The organism is Roseburia sp. MSJ-14 (genome assembly GCF_018918225.1).
GTDB lineage: Bacteria > Bacillota > Clostridia > Lachnospirales > Lachnospiraceae > Petralouisia.
On sequence record NZ_JAHLQD010000026.1, the window covers coordinates 181,347 to 207,600 of the forward strand.

25 protein-coding genes and 3 pseudogenes are annotated in these 26,254 nt (G+C 38.7%); 23 read left to right on the top strand and 5 right to left on the bottom strand.

The window, feature by feature from the left end:
• Window positions 1-3 precede the first annotated feature (3 nt).
• From KQI83_RS10785 to KQI83_RS10805, 5 genes are all read left to right on the top strand, one after another.
• Window positions 4-507 carry a hypothetical protein gene (locus tag KQI83_RS10785; protein ID WP_216557655.1) on the top strand — a complete coding sequence of 168 codons (504 nt, stop codon included), beginning with the start codon at window positions 4-6 and terminating at the stop codon, window positions 505-507.
• Window positions 504-1,448: a tyrosine-type recombinase/integrase gene (locus tag KQI83_RS10790; RefSeq protein ID WP_216557658.1), complete on the top strand. Its 945-nt coding sequence runs from the start codon at window positions 504-506 to the stop codon at window positions 1,446-1,448. Before KQI83_RS10785 ends, KQI83_RS10790 begins: the two co-directional genes overlap by 4 nt.
• 21 nt (window positions 1,449-1,469) lie before the next feature.
• Window positions 1,470-1,751, top strand: coding sequence for a hypothetical protein (locus KQI83_RS10795; protein WP_216557661.1), 282 nt, complete (start codon window positions 1,470-1,472; stop codon window positions 1,749-1,751).
• 13 nt (window positions 1,752-1,764) lie between these two features.
• Window positions 1,765-2,388, top strand: coding sequence for a hypothetical protein (locus KQI83_RS10800; RefSeq protein WP_216557664.1), 624 nt, complete (start codon window positions 1,765-1,767; stop codon window positions 2,386-2,388).
• Between the two features lie 68 nt (window positions 2,389-2,456).
• Complete coding sequence (locus KQI83_RS10805) at window positions 2,457-2,660, top strand: hypothetical protein (protein ID WP_216557667.1); 204 nt, start codon at window positions 2,457-2,459, stop codon at window positions 2,658-2,660.
• Here KQI83_RS10805 and KQI83_RS10810 read toward each other — a convergent pair.
• On the bottom strand, window positions 2,643-3,023 hold the full coding sequence (locus KQI83_RS10810; protein ID WP_216557670.1) for a hypothetical protein: 381 nt from the start codon (window positions 3,021-3,023) through the stop codon (window positions 2,643-2,645). The genes KQI83_RS10805 and KQI83_RS10810 overlap by 18 nt on opposite strands.
• A 72-nt stretch (window positions 3,024-3,095) precedes the next feature.
• Between KQI83_RS10810 and KQI83_RS10815 the strand changes: the two genes are divergently transcribed.
• The 3 genes from KQI83_RS10815 (at window position 3,096) to ychF (ending at window position 5,705) form a co-directional block, all read left to right on the top strand.
• Window positions 3,096-3,305: an excisionase gene (locus KQI83_RS10815; RefSeq protein WP_216557673.1), complete on the top strand. Its 210-nt coding sequence runs from the start codon at window positions 3,096-3,098 to the stop codon at window positions 3,303-3,305.
• Between the two features lie 62 nt (window positions 3,306-3,367).
• The gene (locus KQI83_RS10820; protein ID WP_216557676.1) at window positions 3,368-4,531 is read left to right on the top strand and encodes a tyrosine-type recombinase/integrase; all 1,164 of its coding nucleotides are present in this window, start codon (window positions 3,368-3,370) and stop codon (window positions 4,529-4,531) included.
• Between the two features lie 76 nt (window positions 4,532-4,607).
• Window positions 4,608-5,705, top strand: coding sequence for a redox-regulated ATPase YchF (gene ychF, locus KQI83_RS10825; RefSeq protein WP_216557680.1), 1,098 nt, complete (start codon window positions 4,608-4,610; stop codon window positions 5,703-5,705).
• Between the two features lie 22 nt (window positions 5,706-5,727).
• Here ychF and KQI83_RS10830 read toward each other — a convergent pair whose 3' ends face one another.
• Window positions 5,728-6,567 carry a CPBP family intramembrane glutamic endopeptidase gene (locus KQI83_RS10830; RefSeq protein WP_216557683.1) on the bottom strand — a complete coding sequence of 280 codons (840 nt, stop codon included), beginning with the start codon at window positions 6,565-6,567 and terminating at the stop codon, window positions 5,728-5,730.
• A 415-nt stretch (window positions 6,568-6,982) separates the two neighbouring features.
• On the opposite strand from KQI83_RS10830, the gene KQI83_RS10835 reads away from it, so the two are divergent.
• Genes KQI83_RS10835 through KQI83_RS10845 form a run of 3 tightly spaced genes read left to right on the top strand, consistent with a single transcriptional unit; the run spans window position 6,983 to window position 9,222 of the window.
• Complete coding sequence (locus KQI83_RS10835; RefSeq protein WP_216557688.1) at window positions 6,983-7,786, top strand: transporter substrate-binding domain-containing protein; 804 nt, start codon at window positions 6,983-6,985, stop codon at window positions 7,784-7,786.
• 19 nt (window positions 7,787-7,805) lie between these two features.
• Window positions 7,806-8,495 carry an amino acid ABC transporter permease gene (locus KQI83_RS10840; RefSeq protein ID WP_253295589.1) on the top strand — a complete coding sequence of 230 codons (690 nt, stop codon included), beginning with the start codon at window positions 7,806-7,808 and terminating at the stop codon, window positions 8,493-8,495.
• A complete protein-coding gene (locus KQI83_RS10845; RefSeq protein ID WP_305798547.1) occupies window positions 8,485-9,222 on the top strand; it encodes an amino acid ABC transporter ATP-binding protein in 738 nt (245 codons plus the stop codon). Before KQI83_RS10840 ends, KQI83_RS10845 begins: the two co-directional genes overlap by 11 nt.
• 155 nt (window positions 9,223-9,377) lie before the next feature.
• On the opposite strand, the gene KQI83_RS10850 is transcribed toward KQI83_RS10845, so the two are convergent.
• Complete coding sequence (locus tag KQI83_RS10850) at window positions 9,378-10,052, bottom strand: DUF1836 domain-containing protein (protein WP_216557691.1); 675 nt, start codon at window positions 10,050-10,052, stop codon at window positions 9,378-9,380.
• Window positions 10,053-10,221: 169 nt separating this feature from the next.
• Here KQI83_RS10850 and pcrA point away from each other — a divergent pair, with 169 nt between their 5' ends.
• The 3 genes from pcrA to rlmD all read left to right on the top strand — a co-directional run bounded on the left by pcrA (window position 10,222) and on the right by rlmD (window position 14,400).
• Window positions 10,222-12,471 carry a DNA helicase PcrA gene (gene pcrA, locus KQI83_RS10855; protein WP_216557694.1) on the top strand — a complete coding sequence of 750 codons (2,250 nt, stop codon included), beginning with the start codon at window positions 10,222-10,224 and terminating at the stop codon, window positions 12,469-12,471.
• A 103-nt stretch (window positions 12,472-12,574) separates the two neighbouring features.
• Window positions 12,575-12,832: a hypothetical protein gene (locus KQI83_RS10860; RefSeq protein ID WP_216557697.1), complete on the top strand. Its 258-nt coding sequence runs from the start codon at window positions 12,575-12,577 to the stop codon at window positions 12,830-12,832.
• A gap of 80 nt (window positions 12,833-12,912) precedes the next feature.
• Window positions 12,913-14,400, top strand: coding sequence for a 23S rRNA (uracil(1939)-C(5))-methyltransferase RlmD (gene rlmD, locus KQI83_RS10865; RefSeq protein ID WP_216557700.1), 1,488 nt, complete (start codon window positions 12,913-12,915; stop codon window positions 14,398-14,400).
• A 147-nt stretch (window positions 14,401-14,547) separates the two neighbouring features.
• Here the strand turns inward: rlmD and KQI83_RS10870 are convergent, their stop codons facing one another.
• Window positions 14,548-15,390, bottom strand: coding sequence for an AraC family transcriptional regulator (locus KQI83_RS10870; protein WP_216557703.1), 843 nt, complete (start codon window positions 15,388-15,390; stop codon window positions 14,548-14,550).
• 169 nt (window positions 15,391-15,559) lie between these two features.
• Between KQI83_RS10870 and KQI83_RS10875 the strand changes: the two genes are divergently transcribed.
• The 5 genes from KQI83_RS10875 to gtfA are packed head-to-tail and all read left to right on the top strand — an operon-like array spanning window position 15,560 to window position 22,869.
• Window positions 15,560-16,861, top strand: coding sequence for an ABC transporter substrate-binding protein (locus tag KQI83_RS10875; RefSeq protein WP_216557707.1), 1,302 nt, complete (start codon window positions 15,560-15,562; stop codon window positions 16,859-16,861).
• Window positions 16,858-17,733 carry a carbohydrate ABC transporter permease gene (locus KQI83_RS10880; RefSeq protein ID WP_216557710.1) on the top strand — a complete coding sequence of 292 codons (876 nt, stop codon included), beginning with the start codon at window positions 16,858-16,860 and terminating at the stop codon, window positions 17,731-17,733. Before KQI83_RS10875 ends, KQI83_RS10880 begins: the two co-directional genes overlap by 4 nt.
• Entirely contained in the window at window positions 17,730-18,572 is an 843-nt protein-coding gene (locus tag KQI83_RS10885) for a carbohydrate ABC transporter permease (RefSeq protein ID WP_330622379.1), read from the top strand. The genes KQI83_RS10880 and KQI83_RS10885 overlap by 4 nt, the downstream gene beginning before the upstream one ends.
• A gap of 21 nt (window positions 18,573-18,593) precedes the next feature.
• Window positions 18,594-21,401 (top strand): alpha-galactosidase, encoded by a 2,808-nt coding sequence (locus tag KQI83_RS10890; RefSeq protein ID WP_216557714.1) that lies wholly within the window; start codon window positions 18,594-18,596, stop codon window positions 21,399-21,401.
• The gene (gene gtfA, locus KQI83_RS10895; protein WP_216557717.1) at window positions 21,391-22,869 is read left to right on the top strand and encodes a sucrose phosphorylase; all 1,479 of its coding nucleotides are present in this window, start codon (window positions 21,391-21,393) and stop codon (window positions 22,867-22,869) included. Before KQI83_RS10890 ends, gtfA begins: the two co-directional genes overlap by 11 nt.
• 120 nt (window positions 22,870-22,989) lie before the next feature.
• Here the strand turns inward: gtfA and KQI83_RS10900 are convergent, their stop codons facing one another.
• Window positions 22,990-23,517 carry a hypothetical protein gene (locus tag KQI83_RS10900; protein WP_216557720.1) on the bottom strand — a complete coding sequence of 176 codons (528 nt, stop codon included), beginning with the start codon at window positions 23,515-23,517 and terminating at the stop codon, window positions 22,990-22,992.
• On the opposite strand from KQI83_RS10900, the pseudogene KQI83_RS10905 reads away from it, so the two are divergent.
• The 4 genes and pseudogenes from KQI83_RS10905 to KQI83_RS10920 form a co-directional block, all read left to right on the top strand.
• A pseudogene (locus KQI83_RS10905) lies at window positions 23,488-24,042 on the top strand (KilA-N domain-containing protein); the annotation flags it as partial. The gene KQI83_RS10900 and the pseudogene KQI83_RS10905 overlap by 30 nt on opposite strands.
• Window positions 24,043-24,211: 169 nt before the next feature.
• Window positions 24,212-25,260: pseudogene (locus KQI83_RS10910) on the top strand (ORF6N domain-containing protein).
• A gap of 16 nt (window positions 25,261-25,276) precedes the next feature.
• Window positions 25,277-25,432 (top strand): annotated as a pseudogene (locus tag KQI83_RS10915) (recombinase family protein); the annotation flags it as partial.
• Between the two features lie 126 nt (window positions 25,433-25,558).
• Entirely contained in the window at window positions 25,559-26,152 is a 594-nt protein-coding gene (locus tag KQI83_RS10920; RefSeq protein WP_216557724.1) for a GNAT family N-acetyltransferase, read from the top strand.
• Window positions 26,153-26,254 lie beyond the last annotated feature (102 nt).

Sequence of the window (26,254 nt, forward strand, 5' to 3'; positions counted from 1 at the left end):
TTTATGAAAGCAAAGAATGGTGTAGATTGGAGTGAGTGGGGATTTGAAGTTAAAGGTGATTGCCCTAAATATAGAGGTATAAGGTCACGGACTACCAGAAAAAGCAATAAGCATATTTCCAGTACCACTTCATATAAAAAGTGGCAAAGGTTACTTGCACTTGATAGAGGACAGGAATGTGACAAAGAGGCTGTATTATGTGATGAATGGAAAGAATACGGGAATTTCTTGAAATGGTACAACGAAAATATATATGAAATTGATGGAGAAGAAGTAAGTTTATCATACAGAGTATTTGATATGAATAATCACTATATTTCACCAGATACATATATTTTCGCACCAAAGCGAATTGTAGATTTATGTAATGGTAAAGGAAAGATTGATAGAAGAACTGAAAAACATAAACAAGCAATCGAGATTGTAAAAAATGAATATAAAGATAAAATACCTAAAGCGTTATATGACAGAATTATACAGATTGTAAAGAAAGAAGGTGTTGAATGAGCAATCAGGTGTATTATAATGATATGAATGTTGGCAGGAGAGATATTCTTGAAATAGTAAATAAGAAAAATGTGTATTATTGGCAACTCTATATAAAACATATGTATGAGAGATTTCAGACAGAAAAACATCAAAAGAGTTTTGTCTATGAAGAATCATTATGTGTTTCTAAATTTCTTGCGTATATCTATGAAAATCTGAATGATGTCGAAATTACCCAGATAACAGGAAAAGATTTAGATGAATATGCTTATTATTTGAGCAGTAAATTTGGTGCAGCTTATGTCACTATATATCGTGATATTGTGTCTTTTGTGCGGTGTTATAAGTATTTGTTTGGTATTGGCGAAGTGCCGAAAAGTGATGTGTTGAGTTATAGCATGAAGCGAAACAGCAGAGAGATTGTAACTAATCATATTACAGAAGAACAGATTGAAATGGCATCTGAAAAATTACCAGATAATTTGAAAATGTATATGATGTTTTCCTTATCTACAGGAATCCGCATAGAAGATTTGCTTATTCTTAAATGGAATCAGATTGATATTGATAAACGTGTAGTCTACATAGATGATAAAACTTTATTCTTTAATGAAGATGTGGCACAAATGCTACAGACAGAGAAACAGAACAGGATGGATAATGAATACAATGATTATGGGTATGTATTCAGAGGGCAGAAACAAAATAACAAACCTATCTCAAAAGCTATGGTTAGTCGTTGGTGTGGCGAGATAGGAGAAATAATCGGAGTAAAAAATCTCAGACAACTTGATTTCAGACATACAGCAATCAGACGACTTATGAAAGCAAGCGGAAGCGTTGGAATGACAAGCCTTATAATGGATTGCCCTAATCTAAAATCACAGGCACGATACATGATTGATGAAGAAATGAATAATGAGTTGCTACAGAAATACAAAGACATTTGTGAAATTTAAGAAAATTGGAGGAAAAACAGAATGACAAAAAAGATGGAAAAACTTGTTAGAAATTATTGGAATATTAGTAAGATTGTGGCGGTACTGCTTACAATCTGGAATTATGCAATGTGGACAGAACCTTTTAACTTTGCAAAGGCTATTGTAATGATTATTGGTGGATCAGTTGTTACATTCCTTGCAATCAATCTGTTAGACATGATTGTAGGTCTTATTGTGCGTGTATGTAAGAAGATTCACAGACATTTCTATGACAAAAGACTGTTAAAGGGATTTTTAGAACAGAAAGAAGATGAAGTATAGGGGGATAAAGAGAATGAATAATATTAAAGCAAAGAGTTATATTGAATTTACAAAGGATGGTATCACAGAAAAGTTTTATGAAGGCGACAAGGTAATATGTCGAACTGCTGATAAGGAATACACAGGAAAGATAACTTGTGTCGGAGATTTCAAAGAAAATGAGGATGTAGAACCAGTAACAGTAATTTGCATTGATACTTCTAAATCAGTATGGAGTTATTCAAGTGAGATAATTAAGTTTGATGATATTGAGTTTATGTGCAAGGATTTAATAGCAGATACCAATATTGATAATGATATGACGGATGAAGAGTTACAGAAAAATACATACATTGGCTTATTTGTCGGTATGGGATATGACAGAGGAAAGGTAGAAAATACATGGAATAACGTGTATAGCTTGATGAAACAGTTTGATATTCCATTCGAGAAGGCTATGGGATGTATGATGTACGCATTCAAATATGATTGTAATGTGGCGATCCCATTAAAGAACATTTGTGGTATTGATGTATCTGGTATTGAAAAATCAATGCCTATCTATCAGAAAGAAGCTACAAAATGTTTGTGCGGTGCGTTGGTAAGCGGTCTTGTTTACTTGCTTGCTGATAAACTGGAAAAGGAATTAGAAAAATAATAGTGATGATTGTAGGGCAGAGGTCGTAATGGCTTCTGTCCTTTTATAAAAATGGAGGAATGAATTATATGATATTTAATGAAACAATAAAGGCTTTATCAGACTATGAAAATCTTCTGAAAAATAAACCAAAATCAAAGGAAGAGGAATACAAAATTGAGTGTGCTGCATTAGATATATCAAAGGCATTTGTTTATGATTTAGGTTACAAAGAGGCTTGTAAATTTGCAAGGGGTATTATTGCATTAGGTCAGTTACATTCCCTTAGATAATTTTATGATGCTAATAACTAAGGCTGCTATTGATATTATTAAGGAAAGAGAAGAAATGATAATTGGAATGTAAGTTTTAATCCAGTCTCTTTTATTAGCAATTTTAACTTGCTTTTTATTGTTGAAGTATTCTAAACATTCAGATTTAATAGTAATTTCCCAGTATAAACTAAAATCTTTATGTGGTGATCTTGGCTTGGCAATAATCAGACCATCTTCATGTAAAGTATTAAGTATTTTGATGATTTCCTTTTCTGGAATTTGCAAAACACCTATATCATTTTTGTCTATCTGTATTGGATTGGAATTACTGTTGTTATATTCATCTATAAGTAGTTGAATGACTTTTTCTTTATTATCCATGATTGAATCCCCTTAAACATTTTTATTCATTATAACACATATTAGCATAAAGGAGTGTGATTTTTTATAAGTATGACAGACAGTAAGACTTTAGAAATGCCATTTTGGTTAAAATTAAATATGACAATAAAAGAGGCGGCAGCCTATTCAAATATAGGAATTAACAGAATAGAAGAACTTTTGAAACAACCGAAGTGCAACTTTGTACTTTATGTAGGAAATAAAAAATTAGTAAAGAGAAAAGAGTTTGAACAGTATATATCAAAGAGCATTGAGCTATAAAAATTTTGTGGTTTCAAAATTGCAGGACTTATGATATAATATTAGGCTGTATCAAACTCTTTATGCTTACACAGCAGAAAGGAGTTGATTTTACGGGCAAAGATTTAAAAGGAAGAGAGCTTGGTGTAGGAATATGCCAAAGAAAAGACGGATTGTACACGGCAAGATTTGTCAGCAAGCGTACAGGAAAGTCCGTTCAAAGATATTTTCCGAAACTTCAAGAATGCCGTAATTGGTACGCAGACGCTAGGTTCGAGGATGAACATGGTGGAATCAATGCTTGTGGTGATATGACAGTCACAGCATGGTTTGAGTATTGGCTTGAAAATATAAAGGGGGATAGTATTAGACCTAACACAATAAGAAATTACAGAGAAAGGTTTGAACACAACATTAAAGGTTGCATAGGCAATATGATTTTGTCAGATGTAAAACCTATGCATTGTCAAAATGTTCTTAATCAGATGAAGGACAAATATAGAACTACTACAATATATCAGACAAGAATTGCTTTGTATTGTATGTTTTCAGATGCAGTTGAGAATGATGTGATATTAAAGAACCCAGTAACAAAAGCAGTCAAGTACAATATAGGAAAAGAACCGAAGAAAATACGAGCATTGACAGTAGAAGAACAGAAGAAATTCTTGGAAGTAGCGAAAGACTGTAGCAATTACAATCAATTTGCATTTATACTACAGACTGGACTAAGAACAGGAGAAATGATTGGGCTTAAATGGTCTGACATTGATTTTGAGAAGAAAGTAGTACATATTCAACGATCAATGGAGTATCGGCATTCTGTAGGAGAGTGGAGAATAGGCGAACCGAAAAGCCAGTCTGGATATAGGGATGTACCCTTGACAGAAGAAGCAATTAGGATATTGAAAGCACAGAAAGAAAAGTTGAAAACATTGAAGGTTATCAATATGGATTTTTCTGAATTTGTGTTTTTGAATCGAAAAGGAGAACCGACAAAAAACTCTGCATATGATACAACACTATTTAAGTTGTGTGATAAAGCTGGTATTCGTAGATTTTCAATGCATGTATTAAGGCACACAATGGCTACAAGGTGTATTGAAGGAAATATGCGTCCTAAAACTTTGCAAGTAATATTAGGGCATTCTAATGTAGGAATTACCATGAATCTGTATGTCCATGTGACAGAAGATGAAAAGGTAAAAGAAGTAGAAAAGATAGAGAAAGCCTTAAAAATTGTGTAGTAATTTGTGTAGTAAAATAACATAGAAAGGCGAAAATCCCTTTAAATCAAGGATTTTCGGACAGGTAAAGTACATTATGAAATTAGGAATCGTAGGATTACCAAATGTAGGAAAAAGTACATTATTCAACTCATTAACAAAGGCAGGAGCAGAATCAGCGAACTATCCATTCTGTACCATCGATCCAAACGTGGGAATTGTAACCGTTCCGGATGAACGTTTGAAACTGCTTGGAGATTTATATCATTCCAAGAAGGTAACACCGGCTGTTATTGAATTTGTTGATATTGCAGGATTAGTAAAAGGCGCAAGTAAAGGAGAAGGTCTGGGAAACCAGTTCTTATCTAACATTCGTGAAGTAGATGCGATTGTGCATGTAGTACGTTGTTTTGAAGATACCAATATTGTGCATGTAGACGGAAGTATTGATCCGGTTCGTGATATAGAGACCATTAACTTAGAATTAGTTTTCTCTGATATTGAAATTTTGGAGCGTAGAATTGCAAAAACAGCTAAGGCTGCCAGAATGGACAAGACACTTGCAAAAGAATTAAAATTGTTAGAGAGAGTAAAAGCACATCTGGAAGATGGAAAACTGGCAAAAACATTTGAATTAGAAGATGAGGATGAAGAAGAGTGGTTTAAGGGATATAACCTGTTGACTGCAAAGCCGGTAATCTATGCTGCAAACGTATCAGAAGACGATTTGGCAGATGATGGAGCAAATAATAAGTTTGTTCAGGAAGTGCGCGAAAATGCAAAAGAAGAAGGCTGTGAAGTATTTGTTATCTGTGCCCAGATTGAACAGGAAATTGCAGAATTAGATGATGAAGAAAAAGCAATGTTCTTAGAGGAACTGGGATTAAAAGAATCCGGACTTGAGAAGTTAATAAAGGCAAGTTATAGTCTTCTTGGTTTAATCAGTTATCTGACAGCAGGAGAGGACGAGACAAGAGCATGGACAATCAAGAAAGGAACAAAGGCACCACAGGCGGCAGGTAAGATTCACTCTGACTTTGAGCGTGGATTTATCCGTGCGGAAGTAGTAAACTATCAGGATTTATTAGATTGTGGTTCCCTTTCCGCAGCAAAAGAAAAAGGTTTAGTCGGACTGGAAGGAAAAGAATATGTAGTAAAAGACGGAGATGTAATTTTGTTCCGTTTTAACGTATAAGCGACTTAGAGAAAAGGCAGAATCAATCATACTGATTGGTTCTGCCTTTATTATATAAGTAAAAGCCAATCCATACAGCCAGAACTGTAATAGGTAGCATGAGATAAAAGCTCATGTAGAAGCTAGGAAGCAAGGTGCCCCATGCATTAAACAACATATGAAATAAAATGGAAAGATAGATGCTGCCGCCACGGTTGCATACATATCCGCAGAACAGACCGACTACAAAAGCATAAGTTCCTTGTACGACATTTCCATGAAAGGCACCGAAGAGAAATGCCTGAAGAATATTAGCAACCCAAAACGGCATAATCCGTTTAGCATAATGCATGGTAACACCACGGAAAATAAGCTCTTCGCTAATTGGTGCGATAATTACAGAGTATACAGCAAGTAAAGGAGAAATATCACTGAATCCGGCTGTTTCCATAATAGAAGTATAGGTATCATACCAGGCAGGATGAATAAGGTTAATCAAAACTACCAAATAAGAAGCAACATACTGCATACCAACAATAAGAAATAAAAGACCGAAAAATGTTTTCAAATTAATAATTTCAGAAAATTTTCGTTTTGGAACCTTTTTCGGAACAAACTTTTTCCAGTACCAGAAACACATAATCAATCCTGCAATTACAGCATAAATAACAGAGATTAAAATAGAAAAGTCACCGGAAACTGCATTTGTAATGGCAGATTGAAAGCTATCTAAGTCAGAAAAATATTCCGGGTGTTTTGCTAATAAAGAAGCAGATTTTAGCATAACTGCAGGAATTGAAACTGCCAATTGAATACCAAATGCTAACAAAACTGGAAGCAGACAAAATAAAACACTACCTATTTTTTTTAATACTTTTTTCATCATAAAATATCCTTTCCGAGTTATTTTTATCCACAAAAGAGTGTATAAAAAAGTTATCTATTGTATTAGTCTAGCAGTACAATCTAAGAAAATCAATAGAGTTTTTATGAAAAAATAATTTTTATATTGACAATTTAAAAAACAGGTATTATTATTGCTTTAACCTAAAATCAGATACGAACTCAATGGAGAGTTTTGCAATGGCAAAATTCTCTATTTTTTTATATCTGGAGTAGAACATTTCTGATTTACATAATCTTAAATAAGTAGAAAAAATAGAAAAGAGGAAGTAAATAAGTAAAAATAATACTTCAAATAGTTGAAATTTTAGGGAATCTGTTATAATATACACGAGCGTGTATATTTATACAGTAAAAACCCCAAAGGGAAGAGATACCATCAGGAGGAATATTTTATGAAAAAAAGAATGAGAATTGCTACAGTATTGTTAGCAGGAGCAATGGCAATGTCAGTAGTTGGATGTGGAGTAAAGAAAAATGAAGTGTTTTCTGTTGACGATATGGCAGGGAAAACAATTGGGGTACAGCTTGGAACTACAGGAGATATCTATGTAACAGACGATTACAAAGGTGATGATGCTGGAACTAAAATAGAACGTTATAAAAAGGGCGCAGATGCAGTACAGTCTTTAAAACAGGGAAAGATTGACTGTGTTGTTATCGATTCAGAGCCGGCAGAAGCATTTGTAGAAAAAAATAAGGACTTAAAGATTCTGGATGCAGAATATGCGGATGAAGACTATGCTATTGCAATTGCAAAAAATAATACAGAATTAAAAGAGAAAATTAATGCTGCTTTGGCAGAGTTAAAAGAAGATGGAACTTTGGACAAAATTATTGCTAATTACATCGGAGATGACACAAAGGGAACAACTCCATACGAATCACCGGAAGGAGTAGAACGCTCCAATGGGAAACTGGTAATGGCAACCAATGCGGCATTTGAGCCATATGAGTATTATCAGGATGGAAAAATTGTAGGAATTGATGCAGATATGGCACAGGCAATTGCAGATAAGTTAGGAATGGAACTTGAAATTGTAGATATGGATTTTGATGCAATTATCAATGCGGTACAGTCTGGAAAGGCAGATATTGGCGTAGCAGGAATGACTGTAACAGAAGATAGACTTCAGAACATTGACTTTACGGATACCTATGCAAAGGCAAAACAGGTAATCATCGTAAGAGCAAAGTAAGTGGGATGGAGGAAAAATTTTGCAAGCATTTATAGAAGATTTTAGGCTTAATTTTATAGAAGATGGTCGATATAAATATATTTTACAGGGATTAGGAAATACTCTGATTATTTCATTGTTGGCAGTACTTGTAGGTATTGCAATTGGATTTTTGGTAGCAATTATTCGTTCCAACCATGATAAAACCGGACATATGAAAGTTGCCAATGCATTGTGTAAAATATATTTGACGGTAATGCGTGGAACACCAACCATGATACAGCTTTTGATTATTTACTATGTTATTTTTGCAACTGTAAATGTACCAAAGATAGTAGTAGCATTTGTAGCATTTGGACTAAATTCCGGTGCATATGTGGCTGAGATCGTTCGTTCCGGAATTATGGCAGTAGACCAGGGACAATTTGAAGCAGGAAGAAGCCTTGGATTAAACTATAAGCAGACCATGCGCTACATAGTAATGCCACAGGCATTTAAAAATGTTCTGCCGGCTCTCGGAAATGAATTTATTGTCTTGTTAAAAGAGACTTCTATCAGTGGATATATCGGATTAACTGATTTAACTCACGGAGGAGATATTATTCGTGGAATTACTTATTCTCCATTGTTGCCGTTGTTAGCAGTTGCTGTTATTTATCTGATTTTAGTAATGGGACTTTCCTATTGCATGGGAAGACTGGAAAGGAGACTGAGAGCAAATGAACGGTGATACATTGATAGAAGTAAAAGATTTGCATAAGTATTATGGCAAACATGAGGTCTTAAAGGGAATCAGTACAGAGATTTGTCAAGGTGAAGTGGTGGCTATTATAGGTCCTTCCGGATGTGGAAAATCAACATTTCTTCGTTCCTTAAATTTGTTGGAGGCACCAACAAAGGGAAATATTATTTTTGAGGGAAAAGACATTACCGCATCGGGAACAGATGTAGATAAGATTCGTCAGAAAATAGGTATGGTATTTCAGCAGTTTAATTTGTTTGCAAATATGAATATTCGAGATAATATTACACTGGCTCCGGTAAAGCTTGGAATCATGACAAAAGAAGAGGCAGAGAAAAAAGCTTTAGAGTTATTGGAACGAGTAGGACTTCCGGATAAGGCAGAGGCTTACCCGGCAATGCTTTCCGGTGGACAAAAACAGCGAATTGCAATTGCAAGAGCACTTGCTATGAATCCGGATGTTATGCTGTTTGATGAACCTACCTCAGCATTAGACCCGGAAATGGTAGGAGAAGTACTGGGAATCATGAAAGAACTTGCCTGCGATGGGATGACAATGGTAGTAGTTACCCATGAAATGGGCTTTGCAAGAGAAGTGGCTTCCAGAGTAATGTTTATTGATGAAGGGGTGATTCGTGAAGAAAATACACCACAGGAATTTTTTGCACACCCCAAGAATGCAAGATTACAGGAATTTTTGTCAAAGGTGTTATAGAACTTGTTGTTATAGAATTTTTTTAGACACAACCATATTTGAGAAGAAAAATCTCAAATATGGTTGTTTGTGTGATATACAGAAAAATCCCCCTTAATTACTTAAGGGGAATCATATCAGCTTTAGTATTCTATTTGGTAAATTATATTTCAAAATCAGTTCTTTTCAGATTCTTTCTCTTTTTCTTTTTTACTTTCCTTATTCTTGGACTTGGAATCTGTTTCAGCTTCCTTTTTTTCACGTTCAGCAACTTTTAAATCAATTAACTTTTCAATTAACTGTTTTTTTACATATACATCAAAACTCAACATACAGATAAAAGCAAATTGCTGTAAATCTTCTCTGTCTTCTTCAGAGACATCGGCAAATGTCTGATGGCTGGTATTGTATTTCTTAGTAATATCTTTTTGCAGGCTTAAAACTTCAGACTTTTCTAAACGAAAGACTTCGGAATAAATATCTTCCAGGTTGAAGTTTAAGTCAGAAGCAAAATATTTGTCTGTAATGGGATTTAAAATCTCCTGAATATCACCGATACTTAAAATATTTTTAAAGTAATAAATAAAAATGAGAGCAAGTAAATGCTCCTTGGAGTATTTCTTTTTTACCGGTGGTGGTAGCAGATTATTTTTCGCATAGTTGTTAATCATGGTCTTGGTAAGAACCTTGTCCTCAGGATGACGCTTTGATACGGCAAGCTGAGAGTCCATGAAAGTAGTCACTTGATCCATGTATAAATCTATATTGGGAAGGTCTTCCGGTTTTACATAGTCGATTCGGGAAAGACTTTCTAATATGCTATTTAATAAATCTTTTGCATCTATTGTCATTTGTTTCACCTCAGTCTCTATTATATAGTATTGAAAACTATATGACAAGTGTTTTATGGCTTTTTCCAAAAACGGTTGAAATCTCCCACAATATCCTTTATAATAAACATATGTTTGATTTGAGAAACTCGTCTATCGGGTTTCTCTAGTTTTTTGAGAGGATAAGATTATGAGTATGTACGACACATTAAATTCCATGCAGCAGGAGGCTGTATTTCATACAGAAGGTCCGGTTCTGATTTTAGCTGGTGCAGGTTCCGGTAAGACGCGTGTGCTTACCCACAGAACCGTATATTTAATAGAGGAAAAAAAGGTAAATCCTTATAATATCATGGCGATTACTTTTACCAATAAGGCAGCAGGAGAAATGCGGGAACGTATTGATGATTTGGTCGGATTTGGTTCAGAAAGCATCTGGGTATCAACCTTCCACTCTACCTGCGTAAGAATTTTAAGACGTCATATTGACCGCTTGGATTATGACACGAATTTTACCATTTATGATACCGATGATCAGAAGACACTGATGAAGGATATTTGTAAAAGATTGCAGATTGACACCAAGATATATAAGGAAAAGAGTTTTATGGCAGTAATTTCTTCTGCCAAGGATGAATTGATTTCTCCGGAAGCATTTACACTAAGTGCAGCAGGGGATTTTGCTAAGGAAAAACAGGCGGCAGTTTATCGGGAATATCAGGCAGAGCTTCGCAAGAACAATGCACTGGATTTTGATGATTTGATTGTAAAAACCGTAGAGTTATTCCAAAACGATGCAGAAGTGTTAGATTATTATCAGGAACGTTTTAAATACATTATGGTGGATGAGTATCAGGATACCAATACCGCACAGTTCCAGCTGATTAAGTTACTGGCAGGAAAATATCAGAACCTTTGTGTGGTTGGTGATGATGACCAGTCTATTTATAAGTTCCGTGGTGCAAATATCAAAAATATTTTGAATTTTGAAGAAGTGTATCCAAATGCAAAAGTAATCAAGTTGGAGCAGAATTATCGTTCTACCCAGAATATTTTGAATGCAGCGAATGGTGTGATTTCCAACAATGTAGGCAGAAAGTCCAAGGTGCTTTGGACAGACAATGCAGAGGGTGAGAAGATTAACTTCCAGCAGTTTGATACAGCTTACGAAGAGGCGGATTATGTGATTCGGGATATTCAAAAGAAGGTAAAAGAGGGTACTTACAATTATGGAGATTGTGCGATCCTTTATCGTACCAATGCCCAGTCTCGTTTGTTTGAAGAACGATTTGTGGTAAATAATACACCATATAAGATTGTAGGTGGTGTAAACTTCTATGCCAGAAAGGAAATCAAGGATTTACTGGCATATTTAAAGACCATTGATAATGGTAGAGATGACCTTGCAGTACGAAGAATTATCAATGTACCAAAGCGTGGAATCGGAGCAACTACATTATCCAGAGTCCAGACCTATGCACAGGAAAACGATTTGAGCTTTTATAATGCGTTGAAGCTTGCAGATGATATTCCATCCATTGGAAAGGCAGGAGCAAAGATTAAGCCGTTTGTTACGTTTATTCAGTCGATGCGTAGTAAAGTGGAGTACTTAAGTCCGTCACAGTTATTGCAGGATATTATCGAAGAAACAGGATATGTGGCAGAATTAGAGGCAGAAAATACCGAAGAAGCACAGGCGCGTATCGAAAACATTGATGAATTGATTAGTAAAATTGTTGCCTACGAAGAGGGAGAAGAAAATCCAACCTTAAGTGGATTTTTAGAGGAAGTTGCATTAGTAGCAGATATTGATGATCTTCAGGAAGGGAATGATTATGTAGTGTTGATGACATTGCATAGTGCAAAAGGTTTGGAATTTCCAAATGTTTACTTAGTAGGTATGGAGGATGGAATCTTCCCAAGCTATATGACAATCACAGCGGATGATCCATCTGAAATCGAAGAGGAACGTCGTTTGTGTTATGTGGGAATTACCCGTGCCATGAAAGATTTAACAATTACTTGTGCGAAACAACGTATGATTCGTGGAGAAACACAATATAATAAAGTGTCAAGGTTTGTAAAAGAGGTTCCAAGGAATCTTCTGACAGGAGCAGTACGCAATCCTTCTGTAACAAAGACATTATCAGAAGCACCCAGTCAGTCTTTCCGTCAGGCGAATTCCAAAGTGAATCCGATTTTCAGTACCAGAAATACCTATGAAACCAAGCCATATCAGAGTGCAACTTTTTCCAGTAATGCCACCAGCAAAATTTCACTGGATTATACAAATGGTGACAGAGTAAGACATATGAAGTTTGGAGAAGGAACAGTTACTCAGATAGTAGAAGGAGGACGTGATTATGAGGTAACAGTAGACTTTGACAAGGTAGGAACAAAGAAAATGTTTGCTTCTTTTGCAAAACTAAAAAAAGTATAAAATTTGTAAAAATTGGTATGCTAACAGGCAAAGATGTGGTATACTAAAAGCAACTTAAAAGTTGAGATTATCAACAAATAGAAACGGAGAAGGAGCGGTAATTATGAATAAAGAAAAATTTGATGAATTATTAAGCACAGTGAAATTGAATGACTTACTGCACAAACAGGAAAAGGAAGAGAAGAAGTCTAAGGCACTTTGGATATTTGCTATTATTGGTGGAGTAGCAGCAGTAGCAGCTATTGCATACGGTGTATACCGTTTCTTTACACCGGATTATTTAGAAGATTTCGAAGATGACTTTGATGACGACTTCGAAGATGATTTCTTCGATGACGAAGATGACACTGAGGAAGAATAAGAAGAATTATAGAAATATGTGACTAGTAAGAAGCTCCCGTATTAGCTGATGCGGGAGCTTTTTCTGCAAACGGAGGCATTATGAAAAAAGGACAGATTTGTGAAGGAATTGTAGAACGTGTAGCATTTCCAAATAAGGGAATTGTGCATGTGGAAGAGGGAAAAACAGTAGTAGTAAAAAATGTAATTCCCGGACAAAAAATATCTTTTTCTATCAATAAGGTAAGAAAAGGAAAGGGAGAAGGAAGACTGTTAGAGGTACTGGAAAAATCTCCATTAGAAATGAGACAAGCTCCATGCGAACATTTTGGTATTTGCGGTGGTTGTACATTTTTAAGCCTTGGCTATGACAAGCAGTTAGAGCTAAAGGAAAAACAGGTAAAAGAATTGCTAGAGCCAGTCTGTAGCCCTTATTATGATATTAATGATGGAATCTTTGAGGGAATAAAGGCAAGTCCAAGGCAACAGGCTTATCGCAATAAGATGGAATTTTCCTTTGGCGATATGGTAAAGGATGGACCGTTGTCCTTAGGAATGCATAAGCGGGGAAGTTTCCATGATATTGTAACTGTAACAGGGTGTAAGATTGTAGACGAGGATTACTCTAAGATTTTATCGGCAGTGCTGTCCTTTTTTCAAGAGAAACAGACACCATATTATCACAAGATGCGCCACGAGGGATATTTGCGTCACCTCTTGGTGCGTAAGGCAGTAAAAACAGGTGAGATACTGGTGGATTTGGTGACAACAACCCAGATAACAGGGGCAGAAGAACAGGAATTATTGCAAGGATTTGTCGCATGTTTACAGGCGTTGCAACTGGATGGAAGTATCGTAGGAATTTTAAATACACATAATGATAGTTTGGCAGATGCAGTCATTAATGAAGGAACAGACATCTTATATGGACAAGACTATTTTTATGAAGAATTGCTGGGACTTCGGTTCCGTATTTCTCCGTTTTCTTTTTTCCAGACCAATTCTCTTGGAGCGGAAGTGTTGTATGAAACAGCAAGAGAGTATGTAGCAGATGCAGGAAATGGCAAAACCGTTTATGACTTATATAGCGGAACAGGAACGATTGCACAGATTTTAGCCCCGGTTGCAAAAAAGGTAATTGGCGTAGAGATTGTGGAAGAAGCAGTAGAGGCAGCAAAGGAAAATGCAGAACTTAATGGACTGCATAACTGTGAATTTTTGGCAGGAGACGTGTTGAAAGTCTTAGATGAAATAGAAGAAAAACCGGACTTTATTGTGTTAGACCCACCAAGAGACGGTATTCACCCAAAAGCTTTGGAGAAAATCATTGCTTATGGTGTGGATAGATTAGTATACATTTCCTGTAAGCCAACCAGCCTTGCAAGAGACTTAGAAGTGTTGCAGGCGAGAGGATATCGTGCAGAACGAATTTGTTGTGTGGATATGTTCCCGGCTACAGCGAATGTGGAGACGGTTGTCTTACTTTCCAAGGGCGCTAAAGGTCCGGTGGACCTTTGTCTAGCGTGGACCGAAGCGGAGCGGAGACAAGCAACTTATGAGCAAATAAAAGCATATGTATTGAAAATATAGTGAAATATGGGAAAAAGGACATTCCAGAACTGTAGAGTTTACAGGTCAGGGGATGTCCTTTTTGCTGATATGGAAGTGTTCAATGGACAAGGTAATGATACTGAGAGATATTAAGACTGATAGGAATGATATCTATCTTATCTAGTGTTACTTGTTCTGGTTTCTCCATTCCCGCGGAGAAACACCATAAATATTTTTAAAAGCACGGGAAAAATGAAGCTGATTTTCGTATCCGACAGCAGAGCCGACATCTGCAATGGATAAGGAAGTCAGCTTTAACAATTCGGTAGCCTTTACCATGCGGTAGTTCATAAGAAATTCCTGCGGAGAGCGGCCGATCGAGTCGCGAAAGATTTTCCCAAAATAACTCCGGTTGATGCCGCATACCGCAGCGATATCTTCAATCGAAATATTATTCTGAAAATTCTGTTCCATATAATTGATTGCTTCTTTTATATAATAATCACTCATGCGTCCACTGGAAACCAGCTTAGTAGATTTTGCAGACTGCAGCAGATAATCCATAAATAAATACAGATGCCCGATGAGATGGAAGGAGGATTCCTGCGGATGATTGACGATATAAAGCATTTCATCGGCAAGTTTTTCCCGCAATTCTTTGGAGTGGGAATGATAAACGGGCGCGTCTTTGCACAAATCTGTGACGCTTAAAGCCTCTTTTACACGTAAGCCGTCAAATTCGATCCACATATATTCCCATGGAAGCTGTTCATCGGCAATGTAAGTATTGATCTGCCCCGGGAAAATCATAAATCCCTGTCCGCTTTTTACGGAATAGGTCTGTGTATCCCCGTTTGCATTGTCTGCCATGAGAGTTCCGGTTCCGGAAAGAATGTAGTGAAACAGGTAGTGGTTGCGTGTTGCAGGTCCGAAAGAATGACCGGGATCACACTGTTCGTATCCAAACTGATACATGCACAGATCAATAAAATTTTCATTTGGAAAAATATTAAAAAATGTATTACTCATAAAACACTCCGTATATACCAAAATGCGATATTAGTATCTATTATAGCACAAAATATTGCATTTGGGTATAAAATTAAAAAAATATAGGTATTTAAGGACGCATAAAGGTATGTTATAATTAGATTATCAAAAAGGCAAGCGGATATATTTAAGAAAAGGAGAGAGGAATATGGCAAAAAGGAATATTTTCCGTGGTCTTGCGGCTGTGCTTGCACTTGGTATGTGTATGACAGGACTTGCTGGATGCGGAAGCGAAAAAAGGGCGGATGGAAAAACGGAGATTGAAGTGGTTTCCTACAAACCAGAAGCAGTTAAGGCATTTGAAAAAATTGAAAAGCGGTTCAATGAAACACATGATGACATCCATCTGACGATTTCATCTCCAAACGAAGCAATGACTATTTTAAAGACACGTTTTATCCGGGAGGATTATCCGGATATCATCGCAATCGGAGGAGACAGCAACTATTCCAACTTTTTAGATGCAGATTTGTTTGATGATATTTCCAATCTGGATGAAGTCCAGACCGTAAAACAGGCATATCTGGATATGGATAAGGAACTGGAGTTTATTCCAAAGGATGGCACGTATGCACTTCCATATGCGGCAAACGCGGCAGGAATTTTATATAACAAAGATCTGTTTGAGGAAAATGGCTGGAAAGTTCCGACCACCTGGCAGGAATTTACCACACTGTGTGATGAAATAAAACAGAGCGGAACACTTCCGCTGTATCTGGGCTTTAAAGATACCTGGACCTGTCTGGCTCCGTGGAATGCGCTGGCAGTCGGACTTACCGATTCGGATACATACAATCAGGTAAATATGGGAAATACCACATTTTCCGATACGTATGGACCGGTAGCAGAAAAGATGCGTGCGCTTTTGGATTACGCCGAAAAAAATCCGTATGCATATGGTTACAACGATGCATGTACAGCATTTGCCCGCGGGGAATCTGCCATGTATCCGATCGGAAGCTATGCGATCCCACAGATCAAATCGGTCAATCCGGACATGAATATTGGCTCTTTTACATTTCCTGCAAATGATAACGAATCAGACAATGTATTAAATTCAGGAATTGATCTGCAGTTTTCCATAATGAAAGCATGCAAAAATAAAGAGGCTGCATATGAAGTTTTAAAATATCTGTATGAAGATGAGACCATTCAGATTTATCTGGATGAACAGGGCGGAATTGCCTGCAAAGACGGGGATTTTGCAATTCCGGAAACACTCGAGGATATGCGTCCTTACATTGAAAACAACCGCATGGCAGATTATCAGGATCACCATTATCCGAGTGAGATGGGTGTGGATGCCATGATCCAGACGTTCCTGCTGGATACAAGCGACAATGCACAGGAAAAGTTTTTGACAAAATTTGATTCCGACTGGAAGCGCTATAACCGGGATCTGATTCGGAAAGTACAGGATTATCAGAAAGAACAGGAGGATGCACAATGAAAAAGAAAATGTCAAACAGGGACAAAACATTCTGGGCGGTTATCATACCAGTTGTGATCTTATTTTTTGCATTCAATACACTTCCAATGATCAAAGGTGTGATTTACAGCTTTACCAATTATAAAGGATACGGAACGTACGATTATGTCGGATTCCGGAACTATGCAGATTTGTTTACGGATTCCCGCGTGGGAAAAAGCTATTTGTTTACGTTTAAATATGCACTGGCGGGAACTGTACTGGTAAATGTGCTGAGCATGATCATGGCAGTTGGATTAAACAGTGCAATCCGTTTTAAAAGTGCACTGCGCGGTATTTACTTTGTGCCAAATATTTTAGGCGGACTTGTCATCGGTTATATTTTCAGCTTTATTTTTACTTACATTCTCCCAACTGTGGGAAATGTGTTCCACATTGGATTTTTACAGAACAGTATTCTTGCAAGTGAAAAATACGCATGGATTGGTGTGCTGATCGTCGGTGTATGGCAGGCAGTTGCCATGAATACCATTATTTATATTTCCGGTCTGCAGACTGTCCCGGAGGACGTTTATGAGGCGAGTATGCTTGATGGAGCCAGTAAATGGAAGCAGTTCTGGAAAGTAACATTTCCACTGGTGATACCGTTTGTAACAATCAATCTGGTATTGAGCACAAAGAATTTCCTCATGGTATTCGACCAGATCATGTCATTGACCAAGGGTGGTCCGGCACAGAGCACCGAATCCATCTCTTACCTGATTTATAAAAATGGTATGGATGGCGGACAGTTTGGATTCCAGAGTGCAAATGCAGTCATTTTCTTTATTGTGATTGTGGCGATTTCACTTTTCCAGATGACAGTCATGAATAAGAAGGAGGAGCAGTTATGATGAAAGAAAAACTGAAAACAAACTGGGTACTTACGATTGTTCTGATTTTGGGGACGGTTACGGTATTTTTCCCGCTGTATATGGCAGTGATTATTGCATTTAAGAAACCGAGTGAGATGACAAACGATGTGGCGGGTGCACTTTCTTTCCCCAAACAGTGGAGTTTTGAAAATTTCCGTCAGGCAATGGAAGTGACCGATTTCTGGCACTCTCTTGGAAACAGTTTACTGATCACACTGGTAACGATCGTACTGGCAATCCTGATCCACTCAATTGCAGGCTACGTGATTGGACGCGGCATGGCAAGAAGAAAAAGTTTCCGATTTATCTATCTGTATATTGTCAGCGGAATGTTTGTTCCGTTTTCCATCTTAATGATGCCTCTGGTAAAGCAGACGGCGCATATGGGACTTGGAAACCGCGCGGGTGTCATTCTGTTGTATCTGGTATTTTATATGCCAATGAACGTCCTTCTTTACAGTGGGTACTTAAAAAATATTCCGATAGCGCTGGAAGAGGCGGCAGATATTGACGGAGCAAGCACATGGACTACTTACTGGAAAGTGGTCTTTCCAATGATGACGCCAATGCATGCAACAGTTGCAATCCTGACAGCTCTTGGAACGTGGAATGATGTTATGACACCGCTTGTGATCATGTCTGGAACCGGACAGAATACGCTGCCGCTTGCACAGCTTAATTTCCAGACACAGTTTGGAACCAATTACAATCTGGCGTTTGCCTCCTATATTCTGGCGCTGATCCCAATCCTGATTTTTTATGTGATCTGCCAGAAACAAATTTTAAATGGTGTGGCAAACGGTGCAGTCAAAGGATAAAGAATAAACGAGGTGACTTTTATGGCAATTATATACAATCCAAATAAAAAAATATTTACCCTGCATACGGCGCATACAACTTATCAGATGCAGGTTGATCCACTGGGATATCTGCTTCATTTGTACTACGGAGAAAAAACAAACAGTTCCATGGACTATGTCCTAACCTATGCAGACCGCGGATTTTCCGGAAATCCTTATGCAGCCGGTATGGACCGCACCTATTCGCTGGATGCGCTGCCACAGGAGTATCCGTCCCTTGGCACCGGGGATTACCGCAATATTGCACTGAATATCAAAAATGAAAAAGGGGTGGAAAGTGCAGATCTACTTTTTAAAAGTTATGAGATCCGAAGCGGCAAATACCAGTTACAGGGACTTCCGGCTGTCTGGGCAGAGGAAAAGGAAGCGCAGACACTGGAAATTGTCCTTGCAGATGAAAACGCACAGGTTGAAGTACATTTGCTGTACGGTGTTTTGGAAGAAAACGATGTCATTACAAGAAGTGTCCGGATTAAAAATACAGGAACCGGGCAGATTACGATCGAAAAGGCAGCGGCAGCCTGTCTGGATTTTGTACAGGGAGATTTTGATGTCCTGCGGTTTTATGGAAAACATGCCATGGAGCGCAATCTGGAGCGTACGCCGCTGGGACATGGAACCATTGCGTTTGGCAGCCGCAGGGGAACATCCAGCCATCAGTATAATCCTGCCGTGATTCTGGCAGAAAAAGGGACAACGGAGACCGCAGGCAGCTGCTATGGAATGCTGTTTGTATACAGCGGGAATTTCTCCTGTGAGGCGGAAAAAGACCAGTTCAACCAGACGCGCCTGCTTCTTGGATTAAATGAAGAACTGTTTTCCTATCCGCTTGCGTCGGGAGAAACCTTTACGGTGCCGGAAGTTATTTTATCTTATTCGGCAGAGGGATTGTCGGCATTGTCACAGCAGTATCATAACTGCATCCGCAACCATGTGTGCCGCAGCAAATATGTCCATATGCAGCGCCCAGTACTGATCAACAGCTGGGAGGCAGCCTATTTTGATTTTACGGGAGATACGATTGTGGATCTGGCAAAAGAAGCCGCTTCCCTTGGAATTGATATGGTAGTAATGGATGATGGCTGGTTCGGGAAAAGAAACGATGATAATTCTTCCCTTGGGGACTGGCAGGTCAATGAAAAGAAACTGGGGGGCAGTCTGGCAGAACTTATTGCCCGTGTGCATGAGCAGGGCGTGAAATTTGGCATCTGGATTGAGCCGGAGATGGTCAATGAAGACAGTGATCTGTACCGGGCGCATCCGGACTGGGCAATCCAGATTCCGGGGAAAAAGCCGGTGCGCTCGAGAAACCAGTTACTGCTTGATTTTTCCAGAAAAGAAGTGCGCGACTGTGTATTTGATCAGATTTGTGCCGTGCTCGATCAGGGAAAAATTGATTATGTCAAGTGGGATATGAACCGCAGCATGGCAGATGTTTATGCCGGAAATCTTTCCTATGATTATGTGCTTGGTGTCTATGATTTCATGGAGCGTTTGTGCAGCCGCTATCCGGATCTTCTGCTGGAGGGATGCAGCGGTGGCGGCGGCAGGTTTGACGCAGGAATGCTTTATTATTCCCCACAGATCTGGTGCAGCGACAATACCGATGCGATCAACCGCACAAGAATCCAGTACGGAACTTCGTTTTTCTATCCGGTTTCCGCGATGGGGGCGCATGTTTCGGCGGTGCCGAATCACCAGACCGGACGGGTGACAAGTTTTCACACCCGCGGGGTGACGGCGATGGCTGGAACCTTCGGTTACGAATTAAACCCGGCGCTTTTATCGGATGAGGAAAAGCAGCAGATCCGGGAGCAGATCAAAACGTATAAGAAGTATGAAACGCTCATTAACGAGGGAACGTACTGGCGGCTGTCTGATCCGTTTACAGATGAAATTGCGGCATGGATGTCGGTATCAGAGGAACAGGATCATGCACTGGTAAGTGTGGTGCGTCTTATGACTGAGGCAAATCAGGCGACCGTTTATGTCCGCCTGCGTGGGTTAAAACCGGATGCTGTGTATCTGGGAGAACAAAGCGGCAGACAGTATTCCGGTGCGGCACTGATGCATGCGGGAATTCCGCTTCCGCCGTTTACCGGGGAATATGAGGCGTATCAGTTTGCCTTTACCGAATTGAAAGAGGCGGAAAGATTATATGAAAAAGTGCAGAAATGGTGTGACGGGAATGTCGAAAACCGGGTGGTCATCAGCATTTACGGTGGCTCCGGTTCCGGAAAAACAACGCTTGCAACGGCATTGCAGCAGTACTTTTTAAATGACGGAACGGGTTGTTATCTGCTCTCGGGCGATGATTATCCACACCGGATTCCAAAACGCAACGATGAAGAACGGATGCGTGTGTATAAAGAGGCAGGGGAAGACGGACTGCGTGGATATCTCGGAACAAAGAAAGAGATTGACTTCGACCGGATCAATGAAGTGCTTGCGGCATTTCATGAGGGAAAAGATACGATCACATTGCGGCATATGGGACGGGAAGATGGCGAGATTTCATCGGAAGAAACCGATTTTTCCGGAATATCCGTATTGCTTCTGGAGTGGACACACGGAGGCAGTGACGAGTTACACGGTGTGGATCTGCCCGTCTTTCTGGAAAGTTCCCCGGAGGAGACAAAGGAGCGGCGCATCCGCAGAAACCGCGATGAGAATGCCGCAAGCCCGTTTATCTGCCGCGTGGTAGAGCTGGAACAGGAAAAACTTGAAGTGCAGCGCAAAAATGCAGGATTAATCGTGGGAAAGGACGGAAGAGTTTATGAACCATAAACCGATGCTCAATGCATATCCCGACAGTCTTGGAGGAAATCTGGGAGATATTGTAACATTGCTAAAAACTGAGGCAATGCAGGATGTATTTTCTTCCTTTTACATTCTGCCGAGCCTGTATCATTCCGATCTCGACCGGGGATTTTCCGTGATCGATTATGACCTGAATGAGCAGCTTGCCAACCGGGAAGACCTTGACCAGTTAAAGAATATGGGGATTGACCTGAAACTGGATTTTATTTTAAACCATGCTTCCGCACAGTCCCCACAGTTTCAGGATCTTGTGGAAAAAGGGGAGGCTTCTGTGTACCGCGATTTTTTCATCGACTGGAACCGCTTCTGGGAAGGGCATGGAACCATGACGGAGGAAGGCTATATCCAGCCGGAGGAAAGCTGCCTGAAGCAGATGTTTTTCCGCAAACCTGGGCTGCCGATCCTGATGGTGGAATTTCCGGATGGGAAAAAGGTGCCGTACTGGAATACCTTTTATCAGGAAGTGCATGGCAGACACTATCTTGGACAGATGGATGTAAACATCCAGTCGCCAAAGGTGTGGGAGTTTTATCGTGAAACACTGGAGAAAATAGCTTCTTACGGAGCGGCGATCGTGCGGCTGGATGCCTTTGCCTATGCGCCGAAAGCACCGGGAAAGAAAAACTTTCTCAATGATCCGGAGACATGGGAACTTCTACAGAAGATTCATGCGCTGGCAGAACCTTTGGGACTTACGCTTTTGCCAGAGATCCACGCAGCGTATGACGAAAAAATATACCAGACGCTTGCAGAAAAAGGCTATGCGACCTACGACTTTTTCCTGCCGGGACTGGTCATTGATGCGATTGAGAACAGGCGCGGAACATACCTTGCGGCATGGGCGAAGGAAATTGTGGAAAAGAAGATCTCCACGGTCAACATGCTTGGCTGTCACGACGGCATCCCGCTTCTGGATTTAAAGGGACTGCTTCCAAAAGAGGAGATCCAGTCGTTAATTGACCGGATTGTATCCCGCGGAGGCATGGTCAAAAATTTACATGGACAAAAGAATCTGTATTATCAGGTAAATGCCACGTACTACAGTGCATTGGGAGAGTCGGATGAAAAAATGCTTCTGGCGCGGGCCATCCAGATGTTTATGCCGGGCAAACCGCAGATCTGGTATCTGGATCTGTTTGCCGGAAAAAATGACCATGAAGCGGTGCAGCGTGCAGGGGAATCCGGACATAAGGAAATCAACCGGACAAATCTTTCTACTGATCAGATCACGGAAGGGTTGAAAAAAGATGTGGTTCAAAAACAGCTTGCGTTAATCCGCATGCGAAATACCCATAAGGCATTCTCGGAAGGCGCAGAGGTAGCAATCTCCGGAGGGGAGAGGTCTCTGGAAATCCAATGGGAATATAATAGTGCATTTGCAACATTATATGTAAATTTTGAATCAGGAACATATACAATAGTAGAAAGCAGATAGTTAAGTTGGGCTGTCGATTGTACATGAAACCTAAACTTTATAATGGAAATAATCATAGATGAAACAAGCCACATAGGGATAATGCTCGGTGGCTTGTTTTGAAAATGGTTAATTTAAATCTTATAATTTCGGATTTCGTATTCTCCGTTTCCTATGTTCCTTTGCCGGCTTGGAACGGGAAAATATTTCTTTTAAGGTCTGTTTTTCTTCGACAGAAAGCTGGGTGATTTTCATTTCCAAATTTTTGCAAAACAAAAGGAGCAGTCCGTTAATATAAGCATCATTAGAGGCTTCGGAAGTATCCTCTGTAGCAATCTGAGTTGGAGAAGTATCAAATATTTTTGTAAAAACATGAGTGGAGTCGCCACCGAGTTCGTTCAGTTTATATCTCATCACATCAAGAAAAGCATTTGCTATCTGAATTCCTTTATCATTAAAACCATCAATATAGATTTCCAGGTCAGTTATGAATTTGTGGAAGCTTTCATGAGAGAGTAATTCTGATAATAACTGTGGATTATATTTTTCATCAGTCAGTATTTGGACTGCATCATCATTGAGATGCAGATCGGATACTGACTTATTTGTATGTTCACGTAGTTCGGTTCGGCAAAGAAGATAAATAAAATAGTTAGGGAAATTATTCACGCAAAAGGAATTGATATTGGGATTTACACGAAAGATTTTGAAAATGAATATATTTCGTTGACAGATATTGCAAAATATAGAAATGATAATGATCCCAGATTTGTCATTCAGAACTGGATGCGAAACAGAAATACAGTTGAGTTTTTGGCTGTTTGGGAAGAACTTCATAATCCAGATTTTAACTGTGTGCAATTCGAGGCGGTTAGAAGTGGGGCAGGATTAAACAGGTTTGTTATGACACCAACCAAATGGATTGAACAGACCAATGCTATTGGAATAGTGTCAAAAGCAGGCAGATATGGCGGAGGAACTTATGCACATAGCGATATTGCTATGGCATTTGCTACATGGATTTCTCCGGAATTTCAACTGTATATTATGAAAGATTACCGTAGGTTAAAACAAGATGAAAACAGCCGACTTTCATTGGACTGGAACTTGAACAGGGCTTTGTCAAAGGTGAACTACCGTATTCACACGGATGCGGTGAAGGAAAATTTGATTCCACCAGAGCTAACACCAGAAACGTTCTCTGCTGGCAGATAAGATTACAGGGGATAACATTTACAAGTCTTATTTTTTGAGTAAACATTTCAGGACTAAGGAAGGAGCGAATAAGTTTAAATAAACTATTAGAAAAAATATATGAAAATTGCGGACGATTTTTTAACCGCAAAATGGATGGAGGGGTTCTATGGTAGAAGATAAAAAGAAAGAAATCGATGTTACAGTAATAGAAGTAACAGAAGAATATCTAAAAGAAAAACTGTATAAAATTAGGGGTAAAAGGGTATTGCTTGATGCTGATTTAGCAGAGATATATGGCTATGATACGAAGGGATTTAATAGACAGTAAAAAATAATATTGAAAAATTTGATGAAGATTTTATGTTTGAATTGACAGATGAGGAATTAGAACATTTGCGGTACAAAAATTGTACCGCAAATATAAGTTCAAAAAGTCGTTATAATCCTCATGTATTTACAGAGCAAGGATTATATATGCTGATGACTGTCTTGAAAGGACCGTTGGCTGTTAAGCAGAGCAAGGCATTAATAAGAACCTTTAAGAAAATGAAAGATTACATATTAGAAAATCGTGATTTAATAGGTCAGCGGGAAATACTTCAGTTAAGCATGGAAACTGCTAACAACAGAATAGAAATTAACAAAATCAACTCAGATATGATATCGCTGGAAAAGCAGATTTCAGATGTTGCAGAAGGACTGAAGGATGTTGTGACAAAATCTGAGTTAGCTGATATGATGAACAGCTTTGTTTCAGACGATGATGACAAGTGGCTCATGTTTAATGCAAAATTTAGTAGTGCAGATGAGGTATATGAGTCCATTTATAAACAGGCTAAGTCGTCAATATATGTCGTTGACAATTATATTGGCTTAAGAACTCTGGTACACTTTAAGAATTCTCCTACCGGAGTAGATATTATTTTATTCAGTGATAATGTTGGAAATAATAAACTTCACAACATAGAATTTACAGATTTCTGCAAGGAGTACCCAACAGTAAATTTGTCAATGAAAAAGACAGGCGGTATATTTCATGATCGATTTATAGTGTTGGATTATGGAACTGATGATGAAAGAGTTTTCTTATGTGGTGCTTCATCAAAGGATGCTGGGGCTAGAATAACCAGTATTGTTGAAGATTATGGAATATCTAAATATGCCCCGGTTATTGCCACGCTGTTGAAAAATCCAACTTTGATTTTACCACAGTAGAGGGGGAGTGAATGTATTGAAAAAGAAAACAAAATGCTACATATATACTCGTGTATCAACAGCAATTCAGGTTGATGGTTATAGCTTGGATGCACAGAAGGACAAGCTTAGAAAATATGCAGAATTTCAGGATATGGAGATTGTAGGAGAATATACCGATGAAGGGCATTCTTTCCAAGGAAGAACTTTAATTTGACTAAATTTGACAATGTAACACAGCCTAAGCGTACGCCAGAGAAAGAAGAAGCTATTAGGCAGGCGTTTAAACATTTGGAAATAATATAGGGAGGATAATTTAATGGTAATCAGAGAATATACAAAGAACGATGAATTGGAATGGTTGAGGTGTCGAGTTCTTTCGTTTTTGGATTGCTCATATTACAACGATGTTTTGACCCACCGGGAAATTTATGAGAATGATTCAATTTGCCTTGTGGCGGAAGAAGATGGCAAAATTATTGGCTTAATTGATGCTGAAATAGAAAAGGAAGTTGGAAGTTTGTGTGTGGCAGGCAAAAAAGTTGGAGCTGTAATCTGGCATTTGGCTGTACTGCCAGAATATCGCAGAAATCATATTGCTGCTTCTCTATGGGATGAAGTAAAAAAACAACTTATAATGAAAGGTATCAAATATTGTGAAGTATGGACACAGGAAGATGAAGCAGCTAATTACTGGTATTTGGCACAAGGATTTTACAATATCAAGGAGCAGAATTGGCTGCGTTGTTATGCACGTCCTTCTAAAGCAGATTGGTTTTTAAACCGAAAGAATGTAGGTGAAATATATGGTGTTGAAGAAATGATATTTGAGGTAAAGCCTTCGCGACGCGAGAAAATTTCTGACTATTGTTATAGAATAGATGAGGTCAGACTTTATGCAAGAGAACTATAATCGGTTTATAAATAGAATGCAGATAAAAACAGGAAGAATCCTATTAGCGGGTAGGCAGTCAGCGTGATGACTGTCTATTTTTGGTTAAGGAAAGGTTATGGT

Excerpts from the sequence above, each read along its gene's own strand:
- KQI83_RS10785 (WP_216557655.1), top strand. The coding sequence starts at position 4 with ATGAAAGCAAAGAATGGTGTAGATTGGAGTGAGTGGGGATTTGAAGTT.
- KQI83_RS10790 (WP_216557658.1), top strand. The coding sequence starts at position 504 with ATGAGCAATCAGGTGTATTATAATGATATGAATGTTGGCAGGAGAGAT.
- KQI83_RS10795 (WP_216557661.1), top strand. The coding sequence starts at position 1,470 with ATGACAAAAAAGATGGAAAAACTTGTTAGAAATTATTGGAATATTAGT.
- KQI83_RS10800 (WP_216557664.1), top strand. The coding sequence starts at position 1,765 with ATGAATAATATTAAAGCAAAGAGTTATATTGAATTTACAAAGGATGGT.
- KQI83_RS10805 (WP_216557667.1), top strand. The coding sequence starts at position 2,457 with ATGATATTTAATGAAACAATAAAGGCTTTATCAGACTATGAAAATCTT.
- KQI83_RS10810 (WP_216557670.1), bottom strand. The coding sequence starts at position 3,023 with ATGGATAATAAAGAAAAAGTCATTCAACTACTTATAGATGAATATAAC.
- KQI83_RS10815 (WP_216557673.1), top strand. The coding sequence starts at position 3,096 with ATGACAGACAGTAAGACTTTAGAAATGCCATTTTGGTTAAAATTAAAT.
- KQI83_RS10820 (WP_216557676.1), top strand. The coding sequence starts at position 3,368 with ATGCTTACACAGCAGAAAGGAGTTGATTTTACGGGCAAAGATTTAAAA.
- ychF (WP_216557680.1), top strand. The coding sequence starts at position 4,608 with ATGAAATTAGGAATCGTAGGATTACCAAATGTAGGAAAAAGTACATTA.
- KQI83_RS10830 (WP_216557683.1), bottom strand. The coding sequence starts at position 6,567 with ATGAAAAAAGTATTAAAAAAAATAGGTAGTGTTTTATTTTGTCTGCTT.
- KQI83_RS10835 (WP_216557688.1), top strand. The coding sequence starts at position 6,983 with ATGAAAAAAAGAATGAGAATTGCTACAGTATTGTTAGCAGGAGCAATG.
- KQI83_RS10845 (WP_305798547.1), top strand. The coding sequence starts at position 8,485 with ATGAACGGTGATACATTGATAGAAGTAAAAGATTTGCATAAGTATTAT.
- KQI83_RS10850 (WP_216557691.1), bottom strand. The coding sequence starts at position 10,052 with ATGACAATAGATGCAAAAGATTTATTAAATAGCATATTAGAAAGTCTT.
- pcrA (WP_216557694.1), top strand. The coding sequence starts at position 10,222 with ATGAGTATGTACGACACATTAAATTCCATGCAGCAGGAGGCTGTATTT.
- KQI83_RS10860 (WP_216557697.1), top strand. The coding sequence starts at position 12,575 with ATGAATAAAGAAAAATTTGATGAATTATTAAGCACAGTGAAATTGAAT.
- rlmD (WP_216557700.1), top strand. The coding sequence starts at position 12,913 with ATGAAAAAAGGACAGATTTGTGAAGGAATTGTAGAACGTGTAGCATTT.
- KQI83_RS10870 (WP_216557703.1), bottom strand. The coding sequence starts at position 15,390 with ATGAGTAATACATTTTTTAATATTTTTCCAAATGAAAATTTTATTGAT.
- KQI83_RS10875 (WP_216557707.1), top strand. The coding sequence starts at position 15,560 with ATGGCAAAAAGGAATATTTTCCGTGGTCTTGCGGCTGTGCTTGCACTT.
- KQI83_RS10880 (WP_216557710.1), top strand. The coding sequence starts at position 16,858 with ATGAAAAAGAAAATGTCAAACAGGGACAAAACATTCTGGGCGGTTATC.
- KQI83_RS10885 (WP_330622379.1), top strand. The coding sequence starts at position 17,730 with ATGATGAAAGAAAAACTGAAAACAAACTGGGTACTTACGATTGTTCTG.
- KQI83_RS10890 (WP_216557714.1), top strand. The coding sequence starts at position 18,594 with ATGGCAATTATATACAATCCAAATAAAAAAATATTTACCCTGCATACG.
- gtfA (WP_216557717.1), top strand. The coding sequence starts at position 21,391 with ATGAACCATAAACCGATGCTCAATGCATATCCCGACAGTCTTGGAGGA.
- KQI83_RS10920 (WP_216557724.1), top strand. The coding sequence starts at position 25,559 with ATGGTAATCAGAGAATATACAAAGAACGATGAATTGGAATGGTTGAGG.